Source organism: Flavobacterium sp. (genome assembly GCF_044369455.1).
In the GTDB taxonomy this organism is placed as follows: domain Bacteria; phylum Bacteroidota; class Bacteroidia; order Flavobacteriales; family Flavobacteriaceae; genus Flavobacterium.
On the sequence record NZ_JBIPLW010000004.1, the window covers coordinates 207,012 to 232,614 of the forward strand.

Sequence of the window (25,603 nt, forward strand, 5' to 3'; positions counted from 1 at the left end):
TAATAATATTTTTATTTTATTGTTTTTGACAATGTAACAGAGTCCATAAAAATTACATCAGGCCACCGTCTAGTTATTTCATTTAATAATAGATCAAATCGTTTTAAATTGCCGTTTCTGTTTTCCTCATTCAAAGTACCACAAAAATTAATTCTATGAACTGAAATAATGGCTGGTTTATTCCAAAAAAAAGCACTTTGAATTTGATCTAAACAATCCTTTACCGCCATATCTTTCTGTGATTCAAGTAATAAACTAGGTTCAAATTGCACATTACGAACAGTTTGCAAGATACCTTTGCCATCCCCAATTCGTTGCCCGTTGTAGCGTCTTATTTTATTTCTCTTAACGGTTCCAAATGGTTTTGGTAGAAGTTGGTATTTCATTCCTTGCATAAAATTCACTCCGTTTTCTTGCAAGGTAGAATTCAACACTGAAGGCCAGATATAATTATTCGGAGTAAAGGACTCCGCGCGATATCCAAATAATTTTTCAAAAATAGTCAAACCATCTTGTATCGATTCCTTCATGAAATCCAATTCAGTTTCATGATTGTAATCGAAACTTGCTTGAATACTTTTTGGATACTTGTGATAGATATCATTACTAATTCCCCAACAACTTTTTTCAAATGCTTTACTAAAAACAATATCTTTTTTTTGCAACACATCTAGCCAAAACGGCACGTTCACATGTTCTCTTCCATGAAATTGCGGAACAAAAATGTGTTGTTGATATCCTTCGTTCCAAAGTTTCATTGGATTACTTTTTGGAAAAAAACGTTCAAAACTTTTATCTATAGTTTCATAATGATAAGAACTAAAATCTGCTTCTTTAATTTTCTTGAAGTCGGGATTGGCAACCACGGCATTGGCAGTAATAACCGGATGATTTCCTATTGAATCTTTATGCTTTTGCAAAAGCGATAATAATGATTCAATATCTTCAGTAGAACAGAGATTGTCATATTGACAATAGGAACTTTTATTAACTGGAATTCCTTCACTTAATAAAGTATCATAAGCTTTTATGCTAGGCATTCTAATACTTCCCCAATCATCCGATTCAAAGACTACTATCTTTTTTTGGGTAGACCGACCATAGATATTGACTAAGGTATTGGAAATTATTTTTTTAATTGATTGCACTATTGAATGTCAGATGGAAAAGGATGGAAAAAGTATAAAATGTAATTAAAACGTTTAGGGCATATTAAAAAAAACATCAACTAAAGTATTATAATTAGGGTAAGCAATAATTTGAATAGTTTTTAATGAAATATAATATTCGAAAGTCCAAATGGCTTAAAAAAATGTTGCTTGAAATTAACCAAAAAAATTACTTAAAAAAGTCAATCAATGGTATATTAATATCCGTAAACAAAACCACAATCGGATTAGTAAACGTTGTAATATTAATAAAATCAAAAGACATACGGATAGATATGATACAAAACAGTATGAGTAAAGGGGATAAAAACTTAGCACTTCTAGTAACTAAAGTAAACTTTACTTGTGCAATAACTATAAAACAAGTAGCCATAGAAAAAAGAAAAGCTACAATCAAAAAACGACTACCGGACGGCAACAAGCTAGTAATATTCGCCACGGAAAGAAATAACAATGAAAATCCCAATAACTTTTGAACACCTTTGGTCAAATTCGATTTAAAAATCAAAACCGAAATAAAAAACAAGGTAAAGTAGGAAAGTAACTTTAGATAATAATTAACATACCAATTACGGCTGCCTATATTATCATAAAAAACTTCAACGTATTCATCATTTAAATAACTTTTTACCTTTGGCTGAAGAAAATCAGGTAAATTTAACTCTAAAAAGGTACGTATGAATTCAACATTAAGCTCTGCAACAAAAAAGCTAGCTAAATAAAAAAAGTATATAAATCGATAATGAAATCGCACCAAACTATAAATTAAAAATAAACCAATAGGAAGTACAAAAGAAAAATGAAATAAGACACTAGATAAAGCAATGAATATCCCTTTTTTCTGGTTGTGGTACAAATATAAAAAAGCACCATAAAAGAAAACATGAGCTGCAGTATTCATCCGAACACCGGTGACTAACCAAAATCCTAAAACAAAACTAAAAGTGAGTAAGAATAGTATGGGCAACCAAGATAATTCTCCTCTAGTTTCGTTTAAAACAAGCCAAATGTTATTAATATAAAAATAGCCAAAAACAAAACCATAAAAGAAAAATAATAGTTGGCCATTATCCGTAAATAATGAAAAGACATAGGTAACAAGACCTACATAAAGATCAGGTAGACCTTCCGTTTCATTAAAAAAACTGGCTTTAAAAGTATCAAAATCTACTGAAGTTGCATGCATAATGACCAACTTATCAACATATTCCGAACCGTCAACATCTTCATTGTTTACCATTGACATACCAAAGAAGGCAACAAAAGCAATGAGTGTGGGTTTAGCCCAGCTGCTTCTGTAATGCTTAATCGCATTAATAAGCCCTAAAAAAGGACAAAGCAAAAAATAGAAAAATGCATTTTTCATTAATCTATTAGCATTAAAAATTGTTGAGTAACATTTTCTATTTTAAATTTTTCAATGTTATCATAAACAGACGTTTGACTATAATCGCCTTTTAAAAATGCGGCTACAATTTCATTATCAAATTCACTCGTAAGAGAAGAAAGAATCGGTCTTCCTGTTAAATAATAATCTATTAATTTACTTGGTGCTTGATGAACGGGATCATAGGAAATATTTACTAAAAAATCCATACTACTTAATTCTTTAAGTAATTCTATTCTAGGAATATATTTTTTAATAACTAACTTATCTCCTAACGTATCTTTATATGGGAGCAGCAAATCCTGTGTTTCTGTATACACTATAAATTTAAATGGTTCCGTTACGGTAACAAGAAAATCTAATAGTGGAGACGGATTTCTTGTTGTTCGAATAAAAGTTCCAGCAAAGGCAAAAGTTGGAACTTCATTTTTCGAATAGTTTTTTTTCTCTACTTCATCAAACTTAAAGCCTTGAGGAATTTCAATTATCTTATGATGAAACTCTGGATAATAATTTTCTTTCATCATGATTTTGGGTATAGCTATATAATCTGCTTTTCTACAAAACCATTTTTCTAAATATTTAAAATAAAATAACTTATTAAAACTATCGTGATAAGCACCCATAAAAGCATCGCCACAATCAGCTACCCATTTTGTTGCTAGAGGTTTGTTTTTTGTTCGAGCCCAAACAACTCCCCAATGAATCGGGTGAGGAACAGCTATTGATATTAACAAATCGAATGTACCCTTTTCTTTTTTCAATACTTTTTTTACCATAAACATCAATTCGACATCTGGATATAAAATCAATTGTAACAAAATTCTATTTACAATACGCTTTATTAAACTAAAAAATTTAGGTCCTTTGGCAACATCAATAATCGGTAATTTTCGTGTTCCTAAATTTTTTATTTCAATTCCAAATTCTTTTTCAATAGGCACATGAAATTTATCAATTTTTAAGGTATAAAGAGTGACTTGATGCCCTTGTCGAGCAAGCTCTTTTACTAGTTCTGTTGTTCTAAATGAGCGTGGACTGTTTTCAGGATAAAATGCGCTGCTTACAACGAGTATTTTTTTGGATTGCATAATTTATTTTTCAATTAAAGCATCAACTATTTTTTGTCCGCTAGTTCCGTTTCCGTATAAAGGTGTTTCAAAAATAATTGAATTTACAGTTAATGCTTTAGTTAGTGCATCACTAATAGCATCTGTTTTAGCACCTGTAATTATATTGGCTCCTTGTTCGACCAATTCAATCCATTCTGTTTGATCTCTTAAGGTAATACAGGGCACTTTATGAAAATAAGCCTCTTTTTGAACGCCACCAGAATCAGTTGCAATTAATTCTGCATTTTTTTCCAGTAAAATCATATCCAAGTATCCTATGGGATCGATTATAGAAATGTTTTGAGGAATCGCAATTCCAAAACTTTCTAACATTTTTTTTGTTCTTGGATGTAAAGGCCAAATGATTTTATTAGTGTAATGACTTAGCCCTTTAAGAATAGAGGATAATCGATTTTTATCATCGACATTTTCAGCTCTATGTAATGTAACTAAAGCATATTTTTTCGATACAATTTTTAATTCTTGGAGTAACGTACTGTTTTGCTCTACTTTTTTTCCATAGTAAATAGCCGCATCATACATAACATCTCCAACTTGTTTAATTTTATTAGAATCAATTCCTTCATTATTCAAATTTTTTACCGCAGTTAAAGTTGGAGTAAATAGAATTTCGCTTGCATGATCTGTCAATATTCTATTGATTTCTTCCGGCATTTTTCTATTAAAAGAGCGCAAACCAGCTTCAACGTGTGCTACCGGTATATGCAATTTAACAGCTGCTAGTGTTCCTGCCAAAGTAGAATCGGTATCACCATAAACTAAAACATAGTTAGGTTTTTCATTTAGTAAAACTTCTTCAATTTTCTCGAGCATTCTCCCCGTATTTTGACCATGAGAACCACCTCCTACTCCCAAATGGTGATCTGGTTTTGGTATGTCAAGTTCCTCAAAGAAAATATCTGACATGTTGGAATCAAAATGTTGTCCGGTATGTACAATTACTTCTTTTATCTCTTCTGAACGCAAAGCTATGGCTCTTGAAACTACTGCAGCTTTTATAAATTGCGGCCTTGCCCCAATAATTGTAACTATTTTTATCATATTCTTTAACTTGAATGTCTAATTATCTTCACACCAAACTAACGCTGTCATCTGTAAGTATATATTTATCATTGGTATGTGGACAAATATAAGTTCCTTTTCCATTTAAAGGTAAATCCATTCGTTCTCCAAATCGTGACATCCAACCAATTTGTTTTGCAGGAACGCCTACCATTAAGGCAAAATCAGGAACATCTTTATTAACAACGCTACCAGCACCCACAAAAGCATATTTTCCGATTGTTACTCCACAAACTATAGTACAATTAGCCCCTAAAGTTGCCCCAATTTTGACTACTGTATCTCTGTACTCATCTTTACGAGTCACGGCTGAACGTGGATTATACACATTGGTAAAAACCATACTTGGCCCACAAAAGACATCATCTTCAAGGGTTACATTATCATAAACAGAAACATTGTTTTGAATTTTCACATTGTTTCCAACTACGACACGGTTTCCGATAAATACATTTTGTCCTAAAGAACATTTGTCACCAATTACAGCTCCACTGCAAATATGTACCCAATGCCAAACTCTAGTTTCAGTTCCTATTTGAGCGCCATCATCGATAATGGCAGTTTCATGTTTTGAATAATTCATTGTTATTTTTTTAAGAAAGGATGATAATCTCCTGTTATTCCCAAAGGTGTTTGTGTTCGTATACCTCCAACTATTTCAATAGCTGCACGATTCTCTTCTAAATTGAATCCATTACCATTTAAAATGTTTTCATATACTCTGGTATGCAAATCTGTAAATCCGTCTGAAAATTCAATTGATCTGCCATTCATCGTTAAGGAACGATACGTTCTTTTCCCCTCTTTTTTGGCATCTTCTGGCACATCTTCAACATCAACCGATAGAAACCAACGTACTCTTGCTTTTTCATATTCAAGATATCCTGCGGCTTTAAATTCGTCACGATAATGCAATTTGTTTTCTAGTACTTTACCAAAAACAAAATGCAGCATATCAAAAAAATGTACGCCAATATTTGTAGAAACACCACCCGATTTTTTTTCATCTCCTTTCCATGAATGGAAATACCATTTCCCTCTTGAGGTGATGTAAGTCAAATCGACATCATATTTAGCACCATTGGGAGCAGCATCGACTTCTTGCTTTAATGCAATTATAGAAGGATGCAATCTCAATTGAAGTATGGTATGCACTTTCTTTCCTGTATCTTTTTCAATTGCTTGCAACGCATCTATATTCCAATGATTTAAGACTAAGGGTTTTTCACAAATAGCATCAGCATTTGATCGTAGCGCAAAGCGAATATGTGAATCATGCAAGTAATTTGGTGAACAAATTGATACATAATCTACTGCATGTCCGTGTTGTTCTCTTCTCAATTTGTCTATGTGGCGATCAAATCGTTCAAACTCTGTAAAAAAATCAGCTTCTGGGAAATAACTATCTATTATTCCAACTGAATCATTAACATCTAGCGCTGCAATAAGATCATTTTTGGTATCTCTAATAGCTTTCATGTGTCTTGGTGCAATATAGCCTGCGGCACCAACAAGTACAAAATTTTTCATAATTAAAGTTGAAATGTTAATTTTAGAAAATTATTTTATGTTTTTTTAAAGATAAATTTTTTACGACAAAATACTCCATTAAGCTATAGTGACAAAATTGAACTAAATAGGCATTTGAAAAGAGTAGAGGAATGCGACCCATAGACTATGATTAGTATATAACAAATGATTAAGGTATGAAAAACTATATCTTGAACAAAAATCTACCGAATTGATTTTACAAAATTGGTAATCTTTGTTTTTAAACCTACTGGTATACGGTCAGACAGTGTGGCTAAAAATTCGTATTTCTTTTTTTCAGAAGGGAATTCATCATGTCTTCTTTCGGGCCTTTTTAAATAGTCATCCAACATAGCTTGTGACCAATTCATTTTTTTTAGAAAGTATTCGATATCATCTTCCAATGCCTGTTGAGATGGATAAGGAATTCCTTCCAAACCTTTTAGTGCCTCTTCTCTTGTCATTTGCCCTGCAGCCACCAATGTGGAAAGATGTATGATTCGTTTATCTACACCAAATTTTTTCGGTAAAATATAGCCCTGGTAAAAACGGGTAAAAATCGATTCATAATGTTTGTAGGGATAAGGTTTGTAATTGTAATCCCTTTGCAGCACTTCCAACGCTTCAAATTTATTGTAAGGCAAATAATCGAGAAAGGGGCAAAACTGTATCAGTTTTATATAATAATACCAGGCCCATTCTGAACTGCCCATCGCAGGGAAGGTTTTCAGTTTAATATTGCCAAACTTTTTACCTAATGCAACAATATTCCTTTTGTCGAATTTATTCCAACTCCAGCTGTCTGGCAATGGAATGCCTTCGGTGGCTTTGTTAGCGCCAGTAAGTATATAACGAAGTCCCTGTTTTTTTGCCTGTGTGTATATAACACCAAGCATGGCATTGTCGTACAACAATTCCACATCAATTACATCAGCATCAAAAAATGCCTGCATCAATGCCCTATATTCTTCCCAGTCAATTACATGAGTGTATAGATCAACTCCCAGCCCACGAACTAAATTTTCAATATTGTTTTGTGCTAGTTCACTGTTCCATCCATTATCCATGTGTACCGCCAACGGACGAAGTCCTAATTTTTTTACCTGTAGCAATACCCAACTGCTGTCAACGCCGCCGGATACCCCAACAATACAATCATAAGGTTTTCCCAGTCCGTTCTTTTTTACTTTTGCCACTAGCGATTCTAGGTCTTTTTGCTGCTGTAAAGGATCTTTGTGAATGATTTGCTTGGTGTGCTCAATAAATGTATTGCAATAGTTGCAATAACCATTCGCATCAAAAGTTGTACTAGGCACATTAGCATTTACCACACATCGTTTACATACCTGTATATTTTTTTGTTCCATAATTTTTTTAACTCAATAATTGTATTAACTCATTATACTTAGGGTAAGTTATCAACACTGCCCTGTGTGGCCCTTGGAAAACAAACAATGCACCTGCGCTTACTGCATTGGCTCCTGCATCTACCGCAGCTTTTATATCAGCCAAACTACCTGCACCACCAACAGCAACCAAAGGCACCGATAAAATTTTTGCTGCTTCATTTATCAATTCTGTATCCATGCCTTTCATAGTACCGTCTTTATCTACTGCATTCAAAACAATTTCTCCCGCTCCTGCCTTTACTGCCTCAAGCATGTAGTCTGTCCATTTTTTATCCAGTGTTTTTCCAGTGGCGGCTGAATATAATTTTGGCTGTCCCATCCAGTTTCTTTTTACATCAATAGAAACCAATATGCTGGAGCTTCCCCATTTATCAGAAAGGCTTTTCACTAACGATAGGTCATCTAAAACAGAAGTTTGCAAACAAATTTTTTCAATACCTGAATTGAACAGCCTTTGTGCTTGTTCCATTGTTTTAATTCCCCCTCCATAAGTCAGCGGCATAAAACATTCGCTAGCGAATTGTTCTATCAACTCATAGTTGGGTTCTTTTTTGTCTTTGCTAGCGGTAATGTCAAGTACCATTAGTTCATCCACTTCTTTATCATTAAAGATGCGGATGGCATTAATGGGGTCGCCAACATATTTTGCATCTGCGAATTTTAATGTCTTTACCAATCCACCATTACGGAGCAGTAAACATGGTATTACCCTGTGTTTCAGCATAGGTTAAATAGCTATAAAATGTTTTAATAAATCCATACCAAAGCGGTGGCTTTTTTCTGGATGAAATTGTGTGGCATACATATTATCATGACTGATAGCGGCTGTAAATTCATAATCATGTACAGCACTTAATAATTCATCCTGAGGATTATTGCAAACGACATGATATGAATGAACAAAATAAAAACGCTGCTCTTCTTCTTTCATCTCAACCAAAGGATTTCCTTTTTTTACATGTACGGCATTCCAACCCATATGTGGAATTTTAAAAGGTGACCCTGGCGCAATACGGAAACGTTTTACATCTGCATCAAACCAGCCAAGTCCTGGCAGCACGCCTTCTTCACTTCCCTTGCACATGAGTTGCATACCAAGACAAATACCGAGTACCGGCACTTTACGTTCAAGTACTGCTTCATTCAAAGCATCAACCCATCCTTTTTCATTTAAAAATTTCATACCGTGGTCAAAGGAACCAATACCGGGAAGAATTAATTTTGTTGCATCTTTTACTTCATTCACATCATCTATAATTTTTGACTCGCCGCCAATTTTCTTTATGATGTTGCGAATGGAATTTAAATTACCAAGTCCGTAGTTAACTATGTATATCATTTAAGTTTTGAAAAGTTTAGAATTTTAGTGAAAGAGTGTTTAGTTTTATACTTTTCTTAAAAACTCATTTTTAAATTGTAAATACATGGGTTCTTTAATTAAAGTAGCCCACCATTGATCTAGGTCAATTTTATTTAAGTGTTCCACTAATGAAATAAAATTGTTGTGAATCACACCTTGCTGGATTAGAAAATCATAATACGGTTTTACTATATCAGTAGGTTGGTCGTTATCCAATAGCCCCATAGTAGGATGATCAATATACAAACACTCCATGAAGTTGGTTGCCGGTATGGAAAACTGAATAACCAATCTGCACTTAGCTATTATTTCAGCCATACTGCTCAACCCAGAATCAATTGTGACTCTGTTGTCCTTAATAAATGAAATACGGTTGGCATGACTAAAGAGCCTATTCATTGGTCTTGGTCTTGCTAGGAGTTTTTTGTACTTATTAATATTGATATTATTTAAAAAATATTCAGTTCCTGTTTTATAAAAAGCAAGATTTGTTTGATACACATCCGGATAGCACATTAAAAAATCAAACTCTTTTGTTTTGGGTCCTGCATCATACTGAAGTTTAAATTTTTCTAACCGGTATGCTTTCCATGGGACGTCATTTGGTTTTATTTTCCAGCCCCAAGTGCGGAATTCATCTGCCAAGCTATTTTCAAGCAAATAAGAATTATGCCCTATTAATTCTCCATAATAAGCACCATGCTGATACCAAAATAGTTTGGCTCCATTCTCTAAATATTTGGCAATAACTAATAAGTTATAATAAGGCGGAGTTCCGTGCAAATGAAAAGTCTTTGAAGAAGCTTTATAAAGCTTAATACTGTTAAAGTCCTTTTCAAAATACTCGACATACACTTTTGGAAGGCGTTTTACAATATTTCTGAAATAAATATTTGCTTGTGCAACTGCAATTATATTTACCTTTTTCCTTTTTGATTTATCACCGCTTCCAGGATAAATAGAGTAGTACAATGGCAAAGGGCACCCTATTTCTTCTGCTACCGATTTAATCGATGGCAACCCTATATTTACATCATTGTTCTCCGAAAGTAGTGCATGTATTGTATTTAGTTTTCCCGGAGATTTAAAATGCTTTATCACTGAAGGAAGCCTAGCAATAACTTTATCTTTTAATGTGGGGACATGATGACTGTTAATTGGTAATAATGTAACCTGCCCATTTAACTCCTGCTGTTCCAACACATGCTTGATGCTGATAACGGCATTTACATAATCATTCATCACAATCTTCCAAAAACGCAAAGAATGATTAGTTCCATGTATTTCATTCATCACTGGTACTAGTATTTCAAAAATGCTATCGCTTATTTTAACCCGTTCTAATGAAAAAGCACCTGGTACATTTCCATGTACTGTATTAAAATGAGGTGAGAGATCTTTCAGTTCTTCCAATGTTTTTAGAAAATTTATTTCACAATTTGGTTTAGGGCAAATCTTGTTCCCTTTACTTGTCCTTCTCTAAATGTTTTTCCAAGCACTTCATTATAATGCTTAGGGTGCAAACCGAAGCCCGGCCTGATGCTCCTTATATTTTCAGCGGTTACTTTTTCACCAGCTAATACATCCTTCACAATGTACAACGATCTTGAAAAATCACGGCCACTTTTTTGCTTTTCAGTTAGTTGATAATCTACCACACCCACTGCCTTTTCTGCTTCCCTAACTGCTTTTACCATAGCGGTAAACTCGGCTTCATTCATCGAAAAAGAAGCGTCAGGACCACCGATAGAGCGGTCTAATATAAAATGTTTTTCTATAATTTTACCTCCAAAACAAGTTGCAACAATTGGAGCGGTGCTACCCATAGTATGATCAGACAAACCCGTTATAACTCCGAATTTTTCAGCCATGTCCTTAACCATAATCAAATTAGCTTCTTCAATTGGGGCAGGATAACTCGAAGTGCATTTTAATAAAGCAATATCATAATTTCCCATTCTTTTACAGGCATCTAATGCGAGCTGTATATCTTCCTCTTCGGCAATACCAGTTGAGATAATGACAGGCTTTCCTTTGGAAGCCACCAATTCAATCAAGGGAATATCGGTGATTTCAAAAGAAGCAATTTTGTAAGCAGGCGTATTTAAACTTTCTAATAGTTCCACTGATGTTGGGTCAAAAGGGGAAGAAAAACAAATTAATCCTTCTGCTTCGGCTGCCTTAAACAAAGTTTCATGCCATTCCCAAGGCGTGTAGGCTTCTTGATAAAGCTCAAAAAGATTTTTACCTTCCCAAATTGTTCCTTTGATTAAAAAATCATCTCTTTTTGAATCTATGGTAATAGTATCGGCACGATAGGTTTGTAGTTTGATACAATCGGCTCCAGCTCTTTTAGCCGCTTTTATCGTTTCAAGAGCAACCTCTATACTCCCATTATGATTGGCAGAAAGTTCGGCTATGATGAAAACTTTTCCCTCTTTATGTATTTTGAAATTTCCTATTTTCATAATTTTCTAATATAATGAAGGCTTGGAATTGAATCGTATTCCAAAGCTTTATCTAATTTATATCCAGCCTTTTCAAATGCTCTTTGAGAAGCTAGGTTTTCAAGTTTTATATAAGCACTGATACATGATTGAGGATTCTCTTTTAAAAAAACTTCAGATGCCATCTGTATCATTTTAAAAGCATACCCTTTACCACGATGTTTTACATCACTTGAAATTCCAATCATAGCCTTTTCGTTATCGAAACGCTGAATTCTTACTTGACCAATTGGATCTCCAATATGATTTTCAAAAACAGTCATAAAGCAATCATCATCCCTTAATTTATTTAAAAACCAAATATTATGTGTTTCAATTGATATTGGCTCAGACTGATAAGAATTATCTCTAACCGAAGCATCATTTGCCCATTCAAAAAACAGTAAACTATCCTTTTCTTTTGCCTCTCTAAAAAGCATCTTTCTATTTATTTTTGAATGATATATTATGTCTAAAAATTCTCCTCTAAAAAAACAATGTTCCTTCAATCTTGCCTCATTCATGAAACTACATGCTTCTAAAACGTCATACAAATGAGGTCTTAAATCAAAAGCGTAGGTATATATTTTATGTAAATTTAAATCTGTAAATGCCACTTGTTCTAGTAAATTAAGATAAGCTTTCCAAATTTCGTGAAATCTTTTGTCTTCTAATGCAGTATCCATAATAAAAGAGATTTCAGCATTTCTGTCTGTCCAATTAATATGAACTAAACCTCCATATCCGATACAAAAGCCATTTTCCAAAAAGGAAAATAAAATTTGATTAGGTTGTTCTTGATGAAACAATTTACTTACCACATTTTTAAAATAATTTTCCTGATCTTCAACAGCTAGTGGCTTTTGCTGACGCAAATGATAAAGCTGCTCATTTCGCCAATGCATGATTTTTAATCTATCTTCAAACCTGATAGGAACTAATGAAAAATTATCACTTTGAAATTTTTGCTGGGTTAAGACCTTATAGTGTTCTACAAAACTCATAAATTAAATAATGCTTTTCCTAATGCAACATCTTCATATGAATCAATATCCAAAGCTCTTTTCCATTCCATTTCCCAAAATACATGATCTTCGCCATAAAATGTATGAGACGATTTCAAACTCGGAATATCTGCAATCCAAACTGCTCCGGTAGGACAATACAATTCAGGCAAATCCTGTGAGCGTTTAAAAGTATCTTCAAAAATTCTTTTGGGTTTGTGTTGCTCATCTAATTGAACAGCCCACCAAGGATTCATCCATACATATTTAAAGCAAGAGATTAAAAATTTAGTTTTTTGTGCAACAAAAAATTGATACGCATTTTGTATGTCTATAGCATTTCGCAAAGGACAAACCGCAAACAATTGTACTACTACATCAAAATTTAATCCTTGAGTAGCTAATTGGTCTAAAGTATGAATGGTTGCTTCACTAACTGGTGAAAAATCATCAGCTGCTTCTTCTCTTAATGCGGGAACAATAGCGCCATGAGCAACCGCAACTGAAGCAATTTCAGGATCATCTGTTGACACAACAATAGCATCAAAAAGTTGGGATTCTTTGGCGGCTTCAATAGTCCAAGCAATCATTGGTTTACCACAAAAATCCATTATGTTTTTTCCAGGCACTCTTTTTGAACCTCCTCTCGCAGGAATTATTGCTACAATTTTAGGCATCTATATGTTGTATTGTTTTTAAAATTAAAACAGATTCATCAAAAGTACAGTTCAAGCCATGTTCTCCTTTTACAAAGGAACAAAAATCTATCATTTGTTGTTCATACATAACTTGGACAGAATTATCAAATTGCACAATAGTTTCATAATCCGAACTGTCGTAAGGCATAAACCGAACTTCATTCAAAGTCCAACTGTACATTCCTTTTTGTGTAAAAGCCTCACCTAAGTTAATATTAATTGGTGAAAAAAAATCTAGTTCAAAATTAACCCGAGTATGTTGTTGCGTTTTTAAGCTAAAAAAAGCATAATCATCGGTATCAATGGAAAGAAATGAAACTTTGTCGGTAACGCCGATAACATCAGTAGGTGCTCCAAACCAATGAATGGCCAAATCTAACTCGTGACTTAAAGTACGAATGACACCGCCTCCTAATTTTTTTTGCGCTGTATATTCTTTTGTATAATCAGCATAAGGATGCCATTTAGGCAAATAAAACGAACGTTTAAAACCCACTTTAAAAGGAAGTTCTTCTTGAAACTTTACGTGCAAGAATTGCATAATCGGATGAAATCGCATACAATAGGCAACGCGAATCAAATGCTGATAAGGTTCGAGTTTTTCAGCTTTCTCTACTTGGTCGTCAATGGGTTTTTCAATCAAAACTTTACAACCCGCTTTTAAAAAAGGCAAAGCCGTTTCCACATGCAAAGCTGTTGGATTTGAAATGATAACTCCATCTGGATGAAAGGCTAAAGCTTCTTCTAAAGTATAAAAAGTAGTTATGGGTGTAGTATTGGCTAAAAGCCCTTTTGAGGTTCTTAAAGCAGCAAGCTCAACGCCTTCCATTGCATTTAAAATAGATAAATGCTTTTGCCCGATGGAACCCAAACCTACTAATAACAGTTTCATTTATCTTCCTTTTTCTATTATATCTACCAATTCAAGCGTATCCTTTCGTAATATACTGTTCTGTTGGTTTTTAATTTGTTTTATGAATTCAAATAACGAAGCCTTAAAGCAGGCAAAAGAATCTGAAAATACTTTTTTCACAGTTCCTTTAGAACCATAATAGGTAAATTCTAAAGGAACAATTTGGTTTCCTGTAACTTTAATTGCAGCTGAAACCTGTTCCCATAATATTGCAACATGATGCATTTTGGGATCTTCAATTTTATTTACGCTTTTCAAAATTCCACGATTGGGTAAATTAACAACTATCGGTTCTAAAAGATGAATTGCATAGGTTTCCCAATATTTCATGATCGTAGCATCAACATGATAGATACTGCCTATAGTTTCTTTATCAGTTTTTGATAAAAATAATTCTTTAGCATAACGCAAAGACGAGCATGTAAATATTTGATTATTGAATTGTTGAGCATTAATCATTTGGTTTGCTTCTTTTAAACTCAAAGCAAAAGGTTTATCAATAAATATAGGTATACCTGCTTTCAAAAAAGGCAATGAAATTTCATAATGATTTTCGGCATCATCTCTGGCTAACAAAACTGCATCTACTGCTCCAATCATTTCTGAATAATGAGCGACTACATTTTTAATTTTTGAGGCCTTTGCAATGTGATTTGATATTTCGTGACTTTGAGTCCAAATATGGGTAACTTCAGCTAAATGACTTAAAAAATTTTGTGGATAACTTTCTTTGGTAAGATAATCAGGGATTGAAGGAAAAGGACATTCTTGCATAATGTTCTTCTCATATCCATTAAAAATAGCACTCCATGAATATGGATGACCATTGCCTTCACTCATTCCTATAACACCTAATTTTAACTTTGTCATGATTGAGGCCAATGAGAAGGAATTAGTATTTCATTGGGTATTATCTGTTCTATATTTCTTTTTGGAATTACAGATTCTTCCAAACTATTCATGTTCTCCTTTAATTGTTTTATATTATTTACACCAATAATCACACAATCGATAAATGGTTTTGAAAGAGCATATTTCAATAAAGAACCTGTTAGATTAGCATGAGTTTCTTTAAAATCTTTAAGAAGTGCTTTTATCGGATTAAAAAAATCGGGCAATTTATCAGGATTAGTAAAAAAAAGTCCTTGCAAAAAAACAGAGCGCGTATGTATTTCACAATTATAATTTTCTTTTAAAAAAATTAATTTCTCTTCAAATCTGTTATCAAAAAAGTTAAAAGGCACCTGAACCAAATCGGGAATCATTGCTGCTTCTAGTACCAAATCAATTTCCTTAGGAGTATTGAATGAAAAACCTATTTTTTCAACGAATCCATTGGATTTCATATTTTTGATTTCCTCCCATTGACTCGGATTTTCATATACATCCATTGGTCGATGAGCTAAATAACCGTAAAGTTTCTTTGTTTTTAATCTCTCTGTGGAAATCTTGAATTGTTCAGCAATACTGATAGTATCCTTTGGTGATAAAAATTTTGAAATAATTTTAAACTCCTTAAGGACATTTTGACCAAGAACTTTTTCGCTGTCGCCATAGCCATAAGCGGTATCTAAAATTGTTATTCCATTAGTTTTACAATAGGATAAAATATTGGCCACCTCTTCAGAATTAGTTTGACCCAATGTATTTGAAATACCATAATTCAAACCAAATTGAACAGTACCAATGCCTATTTTTTTATAAAGCTCCATAATAATTGAGAACTGATTTGATTACAAAATCTTGTTGTTCATCAGTTAAAGTTGGATACATGGGTAAACTTATACAATGCTTGTAATAGGTTTCTGCATTTGGCATATCACCTGCTGCCCAGCCAAATTGTCTATAATATGGCATCAAGTGACAGGGAATATAATGTATCTGTGCAAAAATATTTTGAGTTCTTAAATAATTATAAAGACCCAATCTATCTTCAACTTCAAGGATATATAAGTGATAGGCATGACCATCAATTACTCCGGATTGACTTTTAATAAATTTCTTACCATTGAAAGCTTCTTCATAACTTTTGGCAATCTCTTTTCTTTTGCTGATACCTTCGTCTGCTCTTTGCAATTGACTTAATCCTAAGGCAGCTTGAAAATCGGTAATTCTGTAATTATAACCAAGGTCTTGCATTTCCATATACCATAATGGATAAGTATCAATACCACCTGCAAAGCTTATAGAGTTGGTATACTTAGACTCATTCTTGGTAATTCCATGGGTACGCAACATCATTAATTTATCGTATAACTCTTTATCATTGGTTGTAATCATACCACCTTCTCCACAGGCAATGTGTTTAACAGGATGAAAAGAAAATATAGCTAAATCAGCAAAATTACCATTACCACAATGCTGTTTTACTCCTGAGCTATCTATAAAATAACCTCCAGGTGAATGACATGAATCTTGAATAATCCACAAACCATACTCATTGGCTAATTTTCGAAAGGCCTCTAAATCAACTGCTCTTCCTGCAAAATCTACTGGAACAATCCCTTGGTAGGTACCAATTGGAGAAGCCTCTAGTAATTGACGAACAGCTTTAATATCTAACAAATAAGTATTAGGATCAATATCAGCAAAAACCACTTCTCCACCACAATAGCGGATACAATTGGCACTAGCAGCAAATGTAATTGGTGTTGTTATGACTTTATCTCCTGGTTTTACTCCAAGTGCAAGTGCATTAAGATGTAATGCTGCGGTTCCGTTAGCCACTGCTACTGCATATTTTGCCCCAACGTAGGTTGCAAAAGCTACTTCAAATTCATAGATTTTTGGACCTTGTGTTAGATAATCTGACTGCAGCGTTTCAATTACCGCCTGAATGTCCTCTTCTGTAATATTTTGACGACCATAAGGAATGGGGTTAAATATTTTTTTTGCTTCTGTATTTTTTTCTGTTACAGTAATTTTATTCATTGTAATGGTATTAATTCTTTTTTAAATGCTTTGTCTATAAAAGCCTCATTCATTTTCTTTACACCCTTTTGGTTCAGATGATCATAGTCTGTAAAATTTAGCTCATTGTCAAAAAACATAAGAACATTAAAATTATAATAATCTTCTTTTGAAGAGAAATAACTATCAATTTCTTTGTTGCATTTTATCAGTGAATAATATTTACTGTTTATTGGTGCCTGTACTAATATTACATGGATATTTTTTTCTTTAAGCTTTTTCAGTATCCTTTCAAACGCTTTTATTTGGCTTTGGCGTGGCTCCCACCTGCCATCTTTTGTTTGTATTATTTTTAGGTCTGTCATTATGCCTTTTTCATTTAAAGAGTTCATTTTCATAGCATTGCTTTTGCCCAAAGTATCATTCCCAATCCATTCTTTTTTACTTTCCATAAAACCACCAGGTATGTAAGTGGTATAATATTTTAAATTCCCTTTTGATTCTATAAAAAATAGATTTTCCTTTACCGGTTTTTCATTTACAAATAACCTGTGCACAAAAGCATATAACAAAGTATTGTATGTTTTCAAACTGTTGATATTTGCCGCCATCTTTATAGAATTACCGTCAACACAGCTGTTAGAAATCACATCTACAGAAGACTCCACACCATCACATGAAAATGTATAAGGATAGACTTCAAATACAATTGTTGAAGGATTTAATTTATCCAAATACCTATCGAGCAATAATTCCGTTTGAATAGGAGATTGTGAACTAGTTCCTAAATTAAAACAAGTAAGCCCACGTTCTTTAAATATCCTTGTATCAAAACCACGGTAAGCATGAGATGAGCCAACAAACAAAATATTTATATTATTATATTTCTCCACTTCATGTAGCCTTGTATAGGTGTATCCTGAGGTACCAACTCTGTAGTTAATATTCTTCTTAAACTCATCAGGCAAAAAACTTCCCCATAGCATTAAAAGAATTACATAAAAAAATACTGTACAAAGGAAAAATAAAAAACAATTTACAATAAATTTCTTCATTGCTTATTAAAATTGGAAATAAATGAAGGGTGTTTCATTAGTTGACATGTACATGCCCATTAAAAAAACAAGGAAACTATAAAAAGCAAAACGTACAGACTTTGACCAGTGTTGCCCCATATGCGATAATGCATACTGACCCTCTCTTCCCAGCCATTCTATTATAATAAAAAAGAGGCAGAGGGCTAAAGTAAGTAACGCCATTTTTTTTCCATTGAAGTCAGGGTTGCTAAATAGGGACCAGGAAAACATGCTGTCGATATAACTAAACGCATGTTGCATACTTTCTGCCCTGAAAAATATCCATGCAAATACCGTTAATGAAAAAGTAGCACCTATACTTGCCAGTTCTTTTATAGAGGGGAATAATTTCCCTGCTGCAACTGTTTCTAAGTTATTCCTGTTACGGTTTAAAAGTAATACAGGTAAAAAATATAAAGCGTTTAAAACACCCCATGCAATAAAAGTCCAGTTAGCACCATGCCAAAAACCACTGACAATGAAAATGATGAAAGTATTGCGGACTTTGATCCAGGTATTTCCACGGCTGCCTCCCAATGGAAAATATAAATAATCCCTGAACCATGTAGAGAGTGAAATATGCCAGCGCCGCCAGAATTCGGCAATATCTCTAGAGAAATATGGGAAAGCAAAATTGCGGAGTAGGTCAATACCAAACAATCTTGCAGTACCAAGCGCTATATCTGAATAGCCTGAAAAATCACCATATATCTGGAATGCAAAAAACAATGCCCCTAATACCAGTGTGCTACCTGAATAAGAGTCTGAATTATTAAATATCAAATTGGCATATTCTGCACAGTTATCTGCAATTACAACTTTTTTAAACAGACCCCATAAAATTTGCTTTAATCCATCTACTGCTTTTACATAATCAAAATGCCGTTCCTTTTTAATTTGTGGTAACAAGTGAGTGGCTCTTTCAATCGGCCCTGCCACTAATAAAGGAAAGAAACTTACAAACACTGCATAGTCAACAAAATTTTTCTCAGCTTTTATCCTGTTTTTATAAATATCAATTACATAACTCAGACCATGGAAAGTATAGAACGAAATTCCAACAGGTAAAATAACTTTGATCGCCCACACATTTACTTTCAAACCAACATTCGAAAGCAGTTCAGCAAATGATTCAGCAAAGAAATTATAGTATTTAAAAATTGCTAAAAAGCCAATATTTATAATTATGCTTAACCAGAACCAAATTTTTTTTCTTTTTTCATTTTGTGCATCCTGCATTTTCAGTCCTGTAAAATAATCTAGAAGGGATGAGAACAAGAGGAGAAAAAGAAAACGCCAGTCCCAGCAGGCGTAAAAAAAATAGCTAGCAACAAGCAACAGTATATTTTGGGCTTTTAAATTTTTCCCTGTTACAAACCAATACAGAATGAAAACTATTGGTAAAAAAAACAGGTACCCAAGTGAGTTAAATAACATTTATTGATCGTTTTGTTACTATTGCTTTTCTGTTTTAAATGTCGATTATACGGTAAAATCGGGGTCAACATGTATCCTTATCTGTTTCCTCATTCCTTCTACTGTTTCCCAATCGGTATTTTCACCAGAATTATATTTAAATCCGTAAGGAACTTTAACCGCATTAAAATGTGAAACAAAATCATCTAAGTTCCATTTCAAAAGCGAAGGAATTATTGTATAATATTTACCTAAATCCCAAGTATAAAAGGAGTCAGACTCAGTAATCATTTCCTCGTGAATCTTCTCTCCCGGGCGAATCCCTATTACCGGTTTTTCACAATCCGGACCTATAGCTTCTGCTACATCTAAAATGCGATAAGATGGGATTTTTGGAACAAAGATTTCTCCACCCCAAGCATGCTCTAAAGCATGCAAAACCATATCGACACCGCCCTGTAATGAGATATTAAACCGAGTCATTTCAGGTTCTGTAATAGGTAAAACACCTTCTTTTCTTTTTTTAAGAAAAAATGGAATAACCGAACCATTAGAACCCATTACATTTCCATAACGAACTACTGAAAAAATAATAGGATTCCAACCTTTAATATTATTTGCTGCTACAAATAACTTATCAGAAGCTAGTTTAGTAGCACCATATAAGTTTATCGGAGCGGCTGCTTTATCGGTTGACAAAGCAACTACGCGTTCAACACTTGTTTCCAAACAGGCATTAATAACATTTTCTGCTCCCATAATATTGGTCTTAATACACTCCATAGGATTGTATTCTGCTATGGGCACATGCTTCATTGCGGCGGCGTGAATGACATAATCAATTCCTTTCAAGGCTCTCTTGAGTCGATCGAAATCTCTAACATCTCCAATAAAAAAACGTATTTGAGGAAAGAGATGAGAAGGGTACTCTTGAGCCATTTCAAACTGCTTTTGTTCATCTCTCGAAAAGATAACAAGACGTTTAATACCGGGATTTGTTGTTAGTAGATGTTGAGTTAATGCTTTTCCGAGAGAACCTGTGCCTCCTGTAATTAAAATTGCTTTGTTCGTTAAATCCATAATTATAATTCTTGTAATTGAACCATTCGTTTAAATTCTGGTTCTTTAGTTATAAGTTCTTCAAAGGTTCCTACATTTTGTACCTTTCCAGCTTTAAGAAAAACAACAGTATCCGATTCTTTAATGGTGGACAAGCGATGAGCCACCGTTAATATTGTTAATTTTCCTTTTAAGTAATCAATACTCTTTTTTATAGCCAATTCTGTTTCTGAATCTAGGGCAGAAGTAGCTTCATCTAAGAGTAATAACTCTGGTTGCTTAAACAATTCTCGAGCAATAGAAACTCTTTGACGTTGACCTCCACTCAAATTTACCCCATTATTTCCAAGCAAAATAGATTCTTTTTCAGCAAGAGAATCTACAAAATCATCTAACGAAGCATCTTGTATCGCTTTATAAAATTGCGTTAAAGTTTTTTCGTTTTTTGGAGCCCATAAAGTAACATTGTTAAATAATGTATCATTAAATATGACAGCCTCTTGTGTAATGTATCCTATTTTTTTCTGGTAGAAATTATTTTGAAGTGAAGAAATGGATATATTGTCCATCATAATTTGTCCTTGTGTTAGCTCTAGCAAACCTGAAAACACATTTAAAAGAGTAGTTTTCCCACTACCACTTTCCCCTACAAAGGCAACGGTTGTATTTTTTTCGATAGTCAAATTAATATTTGACAAAATGGTGATAGCATCTATTTGTATAGTAACATCTTTTAAAGCTATGGAATGTGAAAATGTCAAAGGATTTGAATTTATCCCTTCTTGTCTATTCATATCCAACACTTTTTCAAAAGATTTTAAATTGGTCATAGCACCTGAACGTTCTAAAAAATAATTCCATGCAGTTTGTGTAGCTACTACTGAAGCCAAAGCTCTATAAAAAAATAGCAAACTGATTAAAATAGGACCAAGTGGAGAATTCAAAAGATTTACCTGAATAAGTATCACAGCGGAAACAACGATAATAATAAGTGGCTCTCTTGCTCCAGTTAATAAAGCAGATAAGGTACCTATCCGTCGCCCTACTGATTGTAGTTCATCAATTTTAACATTTAACTTGGCACTGAAATCTTTTAGCCAACCTGTAGCCTTGAGGTATTTATAATGGGCTACATGTTGGATGAGCAACCCTTGCAACTCATTGTTCTTTGCAGTCAAAGCATGAGAAGCCGTTTTTGTTTTATTATTAATTGTTTTAAAGAATAAATTGGTTAAAACACCCCCAATTCCTACCAAAATAGCAAATTTAGCATCCACAAAAAAAGCAAATCCCAAATAAACAATAACCATTACAAACTCTTGAAATGCACGAAAATAAGAAGAATAAGCCATAGCTATACGTTCTGTCTCATTGGTGAGTGTATTTTGAATTTGTCCTATATCAGATTTAATAAAATATTTAAAATTAACTTCATTTAATCGCTGTATATTATTCTTTCGGATGGTAGTTATAAAATACTGTAAAACAATAACGCCATACCTGTTCTGGGCAAAAACGAGTATCCCTTTCATAACGAAAAAAGAACACATCAAGATCAAAACAGTCGCCAAATTAAAACCTAAACCAACAGCCTGCATGGCATCCGCAACAAATGACAATCTACCCAAACTAGATGACGGATTGGCATCTGAAGAGGCTACCATTTGCAATAAGGGTAAAAACATAGTCAATCCTAATCCGTCTAAGAAGCCAACACACAAACTAAAAATAGTAAAGAAAAAAACTCGGTAACCCAAATAACTATAAAAGTAAAGAAAGCTCTCTAGGTTTTTTTTAATAAAATTTTTCAAATATTTTTTCAATACGTATAATTTAAAAAAAGGAACTATTTATTTCGATTTAACTCGTTGGGGGTAATTATTTAAAAGTAAAATAAAAAATCTTACTCTACCAAATTTCCAAATTGGAAATAATAAAAAATAACAAAAAAAGAAATCCTTTTTATCATCAAATCCTAAATTTATTCAATACGTCACATACCGTTTGTACTTCCTCTATGGTCATTACAGGACTTATTGGCAAACTTAAAACCTGTTTATGAATTAATTCTGTTAATGGTAAATCTAATTCTTTATAAACTTCGTAACATTTTTGCCTATGAGGAGGAATTGGATAATGAATCAAGGTTTGAACGCCATTGGCAAGCAAATGATCTTGTAATGCTTCACGGTTGGAGGTTCGAATAACAAACAAGTGCCACACGTGCAATTTTGTTTGTACTATTTTTGGCAAAATTATAGCATCGTTTTTAACATGCTCTAAATAGTAAGTGGCTATGGCTTGACGGTGTTTAATTTCAACATCTACATATTGTAACTTCACACTCAAAAAAGCAGCTTGCAACTCGTCCATTCTACTATTCAATCCCAGAAATTCATTCACATATTTTTTTCTGCTTCCATAATTTCCTAGTGCTCTTATCAAATCTGCTAAGACAGCATCATTGGTAGTGACCGCTCCAGCATCGCCTAAAGCACCCATTATTTTTCCAGGATAAAAACTAAATCCGGCAGCATCTCCTAAGTTACCTGTCTTGACACCATTCCACTCGGCACCTATCGCCTGTGCATTATCTTCGATGATTTTAAGATTATACTTTTTGGCCAGCTTACTCAATGACTCACTCCAGCACACCTGCCCATATAAATGTACGACCATAATAGCTTTGGTTTTTGGAGTAATTTGTTTTTCGATTAAGTTGATATCCAAATTAAAGCTTTCATTATTGGGCTCTACTAATATTGGTTTCAATCTATTATCCGTAATAGCCAAAAGTGAAGCAATATAGGTATTGGCAGGAACGATAACTTCGTCGCCTTCCGACATTACACCTAAATCTATGTAGGCTTTTATAATTAATCGGAGTGCGTCCAATCCGTTAGCTACGGCAATGACATGTTTTGATTTGTTATATTGTGCTAGGCTTTTTTCAAAATTTGCAACGCGTTCACCCATGAGAAATCGACCTGAGTCGATAACTTCCGCTGCTACTTTTTTAAATTCGGTAGCATATTGGGCGTTTATTTTTTGAAGATCTAAAAAATTAATCATTCTTCAGTAGAATTAGTTCTATTGCGCTTAAAGTTCTAATACGTTAATTAGGAGTTACTCCTACTATTTAAAATTCCGGAAATTGAAGTATTGAAAAATCTATTGGCTGTTACTAAAGAAAAAACAACTTTCAATTCTTGAATCTTTAAAAGGTATATGAGTTGCGGATTAGGTAACTGTAAATAATTCGTAGACGTAACTTTTTTACACGGCTTCGCTTGGTCAGTCCCATAAATAAACTAACAAAGCGTTGTAATTATTATTTAAATAGACTTTAGAGTATTTGTACTCTATCGTCAACTAATTCTTGTTCAAAAACCAATAAACCGCTGTTATCGTGTTTGTGAGTAAGATAAAAAACAACCTCTTTTTGAATTTCTAATCCAATTTTTATAGACAATTGTTTAATATATTCTTCATTTAAATTATTCCCTTCTAAAACCACCTCTATCCTACCGCTATCAATACCTTTAACATAATCGCCAATAACAAATACCCTAGATACTAGACCCATTCGTTCCAAAACCATTTCGATAATAGTATCTAAACCAACATACTTTCGGACGATTTGTTGTAATAAAATAAAAAATGAGTTTTTTTGATTTGCCTTATAGGTAATTTTATGGTTGGTTTCGCTACGTGTCAAATAACCCGCATCTGTAAGATTGTTGAGTTCTTTTCGGATGGCATTGGTAGACTCTTGCATTTCGGATGCTAAACCACGAAGATAGCCTTCGTTTGCTACGTTTATAAAAAACTTAACAAGGAGACGTAATCTAGTTTTTGAAGTAATTAAATTTTCTAACATTAAAAAAAATCCGAGTAACAAATGTACTCATTCCTTTTTATAATGTTAAATAAAATAAAAATTTTTAGGTAAATTAAAAGTGAAAAGCTAAAATAGAATAAAATAACAATTATTTATGTAATATAATTTTTACCCCTAATTCTTCTAGTATAAGTGTTATTTGACTTTTGTCTATTTTTTCGACAATTCCTTTCTGACCAATAAATGGACCCGAAGGAATTTCGTATAATGTTCCTTTTTGAATTCCTACAACTTCAAACGAAATAACTTTATCTTGTAACCATTTCTGTAATATATCTATTTCTGCATCTTTAATTATAGCTGGTTTGCCAAGCCAATATAAATAACGCACAATTCCAGATACTTGAAAAACAAGTTCTCTATCATGAGATTCTAGTTTAACGAAGACATAGGATGGTAACAAAGGTACTTCCACCTTTTTTTTCCTATCCGACCATTGTCGTTCTTGAATAATCATAGGGCAATATACTTCCATCCCAATTTCTGCCAAGCGAGTGGCAACTTTCTTTTCTTGTCTCGACACTGTATAAACTGCATACCATGGCATAAATAATATTATTTTTTAATTTAAAGCTCCTATTAAATTCGTTTTCAAAAGTACTAAAAGTACCTAGAATTAATACTGTAAATCAACAATAAAAAAACCGCTTAGTTTCCTAAGCGGTTTCATTATCAATTATAAATTGTCAAGTAGAACTTATCTCTTAACCACTCTAACCGTTTCAACATTATCCTCTTGTGCTACAACAACGTTGTACACTCCACTTGGATATCGATCTCCAATTGTTGTAGTTTCTAAATCATTTGTTCTCACCTCTCTTTGCTCAATCAATCTACCTACCATGTCGTATACTTTTACGTTTACTACTGATTGGCTTTCGGTTTTCACATCCAACATAAAGTTATCCGCAAATGGGTTTGGATATGCCGTAGCTTTAAACTTCGGCGCAACTGCTCTAGGAATTTCTGGTGCTACCGCATTAATTTCGCATGAATTTCCATAATCACCAAACACGCCATTGATTTCAATTGCTACTTCAACAAAATAGGTTTGTCCTACTTGTGCCTCAGGGAAATCACTCAATTTAAA

General features: G+C 33.4%; 25 protein-coding genes. All 25 read right to left on the reverse strand.

Going from position 1 to position 25,603, the window contains the following annotated elements:
* Window positions 1–11: 11 nt before the first annotated feature.
* Complete coding sequence (locus ACIQ2L_RS05945) at window positions 12–1,148, reverse strand: polysaccharide (de)acetylase (RefSeq protein WP_396157211.1); 1,137 nt, start codon at window positions 1,146–1,148, stop codon at window positions 12–14.
* 190 nt (window positions 1,149–1,338) lie between these two features.
* Window positions 1,339–2,535 (reverse strand): hypothetical protein, encoded by a 1,197-nt coding sequence (locus ACIQ2L_RS05950; protein ID WP_396157212.1) that lies wholly within the window; start codon window positions 2,533–2,535, stop codon window positions 1,339–1,341.
* Window positions 2,535–3,647 (reverse strand): hypothetical protein, encoded by a 1,113-nt coding sequence (locus tag ACIQ2L_RS05955; protein ID WP_396157214.1) that lies wholly within the window; start codon window positions 3,645–3,647, stop codon window positions 2,535–2,537. Before ACIQ2L_RS05955 ends, ACIQ2L_RS05950 begins: the two co-directional genes overlap by 1 nt.
* A gap of 3 nt (window positions 3,648–3,650) precedes the next feature.
* Window positions 3,651–4,730: a non-hydrolyzing UDP-N-acetylglucosamine 2-epimerase gene (gene wecB, locus ACIQ2L_RS05960; protein ID WP_396157215.1), complete on the reverse strand. Its 1,080-nt coding sequence runs from the start codon at window positions 4,728–4,730 to the stop codon at window positions 3,651–3,653.
* 28 nt (window positions 4,731–4,758) lie between these two features.
* Window positions 4,759–5,334 (reverse strand): acyltransferase, encoded by a 576-nt coding sequence (locus ACIQ2L_RS05965; RefSeq protein ID WP_396157216.1) that lies wholly within the window; start codon window positions 5,332–5,334, stop codon window positions 4,759–4,761.
* Window positions 5,335–5,336: 2 nt separating this feature from the next.
* Entirely contained in the window at window positions 5,337–6,281 is a 945-nt protein-coding gene (locus ACIQ2L_RS05970) for a Gfo/Idh/MocA family oxidoreductase (RefSeq protein ID WP_396157217.1), read from the reverse strand.
* A gap of 203 nt (window positions 6,282–6,484) precedes the next feature.
* Window positions 6,485–7,648: an N-acetyl sugar amidotransferase gene (locus ACIQ2L_RS05975; RefSeq protein ID WP_396157219.1), complete on the reverse strand. Its 1,164-nt coding sequence runs from the start codon at window positions 7,646–7,648 to the stop codon at window positions 6,485–6,487.
* A gap of 7 nt (window positions 7,649–7,655) precedes the next feature.
* On the reverse strand, window positions 7,656–8,414 hold the full coding sequence (locus ACIQ2L_RS05980; RefSeq protein ID WP_396157221.1) for an AglZ/HisF2 family acetamidino modification protein: 759 nt from the start codon (window positions 8,412–8,414) through the stop codon (window positions 7,656–7,658).
* 3 nt (window positions 8,415–8,417) lie between these two features.
* Entirely contained in the window at window positions 8,418–9,029 is a 612-nt protein-coding gene (gene hisH / locus ACIQ2L_RS05985) for an imidazole glycerol phosphate synthase subunit HisH (RefSeq protein WP_396157222.1), read from the reverse strand.
* 45 nt (window positions 9,030–9,074) lie between these two features.
* Window positions 9,075–10,463, reverse strand: a complete 1,389-nt coding sequence (locus ACIQ2L_RS05990; protein ID WP_396157223.1) for a hypothetical protein — start codon at window positions 10,461–10,463, stop codon at window positions 9,075–9,077.
* Between the two features lie 14 nt (window positions 10,464–10,477).
* Window positions 10,478–11,518, reverse strand: a complete 1,041-nt coding sequence (gene pseI, locus ACIQ2L_RS05995) for a pseudaminic acid synthase (protein ID WP_396157224.1) — start codon at window positions 11,516–11,518, stop codon at window positions 10,478–10,480.
* Complete coding sequence (locus ACIQ2L_RS06000; protein WP_396157225.1) at window positions 11,515–12,540, reverse strand: GNAT family N-acetyltransferase; 1,026 nt, start codon at window positions 12,538–12,540, stop codon at window positions 11,515–11,517. The genes pseI and ACIQ2L_RS06000 overlap by 4 nt, the downstream gene beginning before the upstream one ends.
* Window positions 12,537–13,217: a cytidylyltransferase domain-containing protein gene (locus ACIQ2L_RS06005; protein ID WP_396157226.1), complete on the reverse strand. Its 681-nt coding sequence runs from the start codon at window positions 13,215–13,217 to the stop codon at window positions 12,537–12,539. The genes ACIQ2L_RS06000 and ACIQ2L_RS06005 overlap by 4 nt, the downstream gene beginning before the upstream one ends.
* On the reverse strand, window positions 13,210–14,130 hold the full coding sequence (locus ACIQ2L_RS06010; RefSeq protein WP_396157227.1) for a Gfo/Idh/MocA family protein: 921 nt from the start codon (window positions 14,128–14,130) through the stop codon (window positions 13,210–13,212). The genes ACIQ2L_RS06005 and ACIQ2L_RS06010 overlap by 8 nt, the downstream gene beginning before the upstream one ends.
* On the reverse strand, window positions 14,131–15,021 hold the full coding sequence (locus ACIQ2L_RS06015; RefSeq protein ID WP_396157228.1) for a Gfo/Idh/MocA family oxidoreductase: 891 nt from the start codon (window positions 15,019–15,021) through the stop codon (window positions 14,131–14,133). It lies immediately after the preceding gene.
* Window positions 15,018–15,863 carry an aldo/keto reductase gene (locus ACIQ2L_RS06020; protein ID WP_396157229.1) on the reverse strand — a complete coding sequence of 282 codons (846 nt, stop codon included), beginning with the start codon at window positions 15,861–15,863 and terminating at the stop codon, window positions 15,018–15,020. Before ACIQ2L_RS06020 ends, ACIQ2L_RS06015 begins: the two co-directional genes overlap by 4 nt.
* On the reverse strand, window positions 15,850–17,082 hold the full coding sequence (pseC, locus tag ACIQ2L_RS06025) for a UDP-4-amino-4,6-dideoxy-N-acetyl-beta-L-altrosamine transaminase (RefSeq protein ID WP_396157230.1): 1,233 nt from the start codon (window positions 17,080–17,082) through the stop codon (window positions 15,850–15,852). The genes ACIQ2L_RS06020 and pseC overlap by 14 nt, the downstream gene beginning before the upstream one ends.
* Window positions 17,079–18,116 carry a hypothetical protein gene (locus ACIQ2L_RS06030; protein WP_396157232.1) on the reverse strand — a complete coding sequence of 346 codons (1,038 nt, stop codon included), beginning with the start codon at window positions 18,114–18,116 and terminating at the stop codon, window positions 17,079–17,081. The genes pseC and ACIQ2L_RS06030 overlap by 4 nt, the downstream gene beginning before the upstream one ends.
* A 6-nt stretch (window positions 18,117–18,122) precedes the next feature.
* Window positions 18,123–19,574: an MBOAT family O-acyltransferase gene (locus ACIQ2L_RS06035; protein WP_396157233.1), complete on the reverse strand. Its 1,452-nt coding sequence runs from the start codon at window positions 19,572–19,574 to the stop codon at window positions 18,123–18,125.
* Window positions 19,575–19,619: 45 nt separating this feature from the next.
* Window positions 19,620–20,633 carry a UDP-N-acetylglucosamine 4,6-dehydratase (inverting) gene (pseB, locus tag ACIQ2L_RS06040; RefSeq protein WP_396157234.1) on the reverse strand — a complete coding sequence of 338 codons (1,014 nt, stop codon included), beginning with the start codon at window positions 20,631–20,633 and terminating at the stop codon, window positions 19,620–19,622.
* 2 nt (window positions 20,634–20,635) lie between these two features.
* Complete coding sequence (locus tag ACIQ2L_RS06045) at window positions 20,636–22,435, reverse strand: ABC transporter ATP-binding protein (protein ID WP_396157236.1); 1,800 nt, start codon at window positions 22,433–22,435, stop codon at window positions 20,636–20,638.
* A 145-nt stretch (window positions 22,436–22,580) separates the two neighbouring features.
* Window positions 22,581–23,684, reverse strand: a complete 1,104-nt coding sequence (locus ACIQ2L_RS06050) for a DegT/DnrJ/EryC1/StrS family aminotransferase (protein WP_396157237.1) — start codon at window positions 23,682–23,684, stop codon at window positions 22,581–22,583.
* Window positions 23,685–23,958: 274 nt separating this feature from the next.
* Window positions 23,959–24,492, reverse strand: a complete 534-nt coding sequence (locus tag ACIQ2L_RS06055; RefSeq protein WP_396157238.1) for an ArsR family transcriptional regulator — start codon at window positions 24,490–24,492, stop codon at window positions 23,959–23,961.
* A gap of 109 nt (window positions 24,493–24,601) precedes the next feature.
* Entirely contained in the window at window positions 24,602–25,060 is a 459-nt protein-coding gene (locus tag ACIQ2L_RS06060; RefSeq protein WP_396157239.1) for a UpxY family transcription antiterminator, read from the reverse strand.
* A gap of 150 nt (window positions 25,061–25,210) precedes the next feature.
* A partial coding sequence (locus ACIQ2L_RS06065) for a T9SS type A sorting domain-containing protein (RefSeq protein WP_396157241.1) occupies window positions 25,211–25,603 on the reverse strand: 393 nt, incomplete at its 5' end.

Coding starts and splice junctions, on each gene's coding strand:
- ACIQ2L_RS05950 (WP_396157212.1), bottom strand. CDS start 2,535: ATGAAAAATGCATTTTTCTATTTTTTGCTTTGTCCTTTTTTAGGGCTT.
- ACIQ2L_RS05955 (WP_396157214.1), bottom strand. CDS start 3,647: ATGCAATCCAAAAAAATACTCGTTGTAAGCAGCGCATTTTATCCTGAA.
- wecB (WP_396157215.1), bottom strand. CDS start 4,730: ATGATAAAAATAGTTACAATTATTGGGGCAAGGCCGCAATTTATAAAA.
- ACIQ2L_RS05965 (WP_396157216.1), bottom strand. CDS start 5,334: ATGAATTATTCAAAACATGAAACTGCCATTATCGATGATGGCGCTCAA.
- ACIQ2L_RS05970 (WP_396157217.1), bottom strand. CDS start 6,281: ATGAAAAATTTTGTACTTGTTGGTGCCGCAGGCTATATTGCACCAAGA.
- ACIQ2L_RS05975 (WP_396157219.1), bottom strand. CDS start 7,648: ATGGAACAAAAAAATATACAGGTATGTAAACGATGTGTGGTAAATGCT.
- ACIQ2L_RS05980 (WP_396157221.1), bottom strand. CDS start 8,414: ATGCTGAAACACAGGGTAATACCATGTTTACTGCTCCGTAATGGTGGA.
- hisH (WP_396157222.1), bottom strand. CDS start 9,029: ATGATATACATAGTTAACTACGGACTTGGTAATTTAAATTCCATTCGC.
- pseI (WP_396157224.1), bottom strand. CDS start 11,518: ATGAAAATAGGAAATTTCAAAATACATAAAGAGGGAAAAGTTTTCATC.
- ACIQ2L_RS06000 (WP_396157225.1), bottom strand. CDS start 12,540: ATGAGTTTTGTAGAACACTATAAGGTCTTAACCCAGCAAAAATTTCAA.
- ACIQ2L_RS06005 (WP_396157226.1), bottom strand. CDS start 13,217: ATGCCTAAAATTGTAGCAATAATTCCTGCGAGAGGAGGTTCAAAAAGA.
- ACIQ2L_RS06010 (WP_396157227.1), bottom strand. CDS start 14,130: ATGAAACTGTTATTAGTAGGTTTGGGTTCCATCGGGCAAAAGCATTTA.
- ACIQ2L_RS06015 (WP_396157228.1), bottom strand. CDS start 15,021: ATGACAAAGTTAAAATTAGGTGTTATAGGAATGAGTGAAGGCAATGGT.
- ACIQ2L_RS06020 (WP_396157229.1), bottom strand. CDS start 15,863: ATGGAGCTTTATAAAAAAATAGGCATTGGTACTGTTCAATTTGGTTTG.
- pseC (WP_396157230.1), bottom strand. CDS start 17,082: ATGAATAAAATTACTGTAACAGAAAAAAATACAGAAGCAAAAAAAATA.
- ACIQ2L_RS06030 (WP_396157232.1), bottom strand. CDS start 18,116: ATGAAGAAATTTATTGTAAATTGTTTTTTATTTTTCCTTTGTACAGTA.
- ACIQ2L_RS06035 (WP_396157233.1), bottom strand. CDS start 19,574: ATGTTATTTAACTCACTTGGGTACCTGTTTTTTTTACCAATAGTTTTC.
- pseB (WP_396157234.1), bottom strand. CDS start 20,633: ATGGATTTAACGAACAAAGCAATTTTAATTACAGGAGGCACAGGTTCT.
- ACIQ2L_RS06050 (WP_396157237.1), bottom strand. CDS start 23,684: ATGATTAATTTTTTAGATCTTCAAAAAATAAACGCCCAATATGCTACC.
- ACIQ2L_RS06055 (WP_396157238.1), bottom strand. CDS start 24,492: ATGTTAGAAAATTTAATTACTTCAAAAACTAGATTACGTCTCCTTGTT.
- ACIQ2L_RS06060 (WP_396157239.1), bottom strand. CDS start 25,060: ATGCCATGGTATGCAGTTTATACAGTGTCGAGACAAGAAAAGAAAGTT.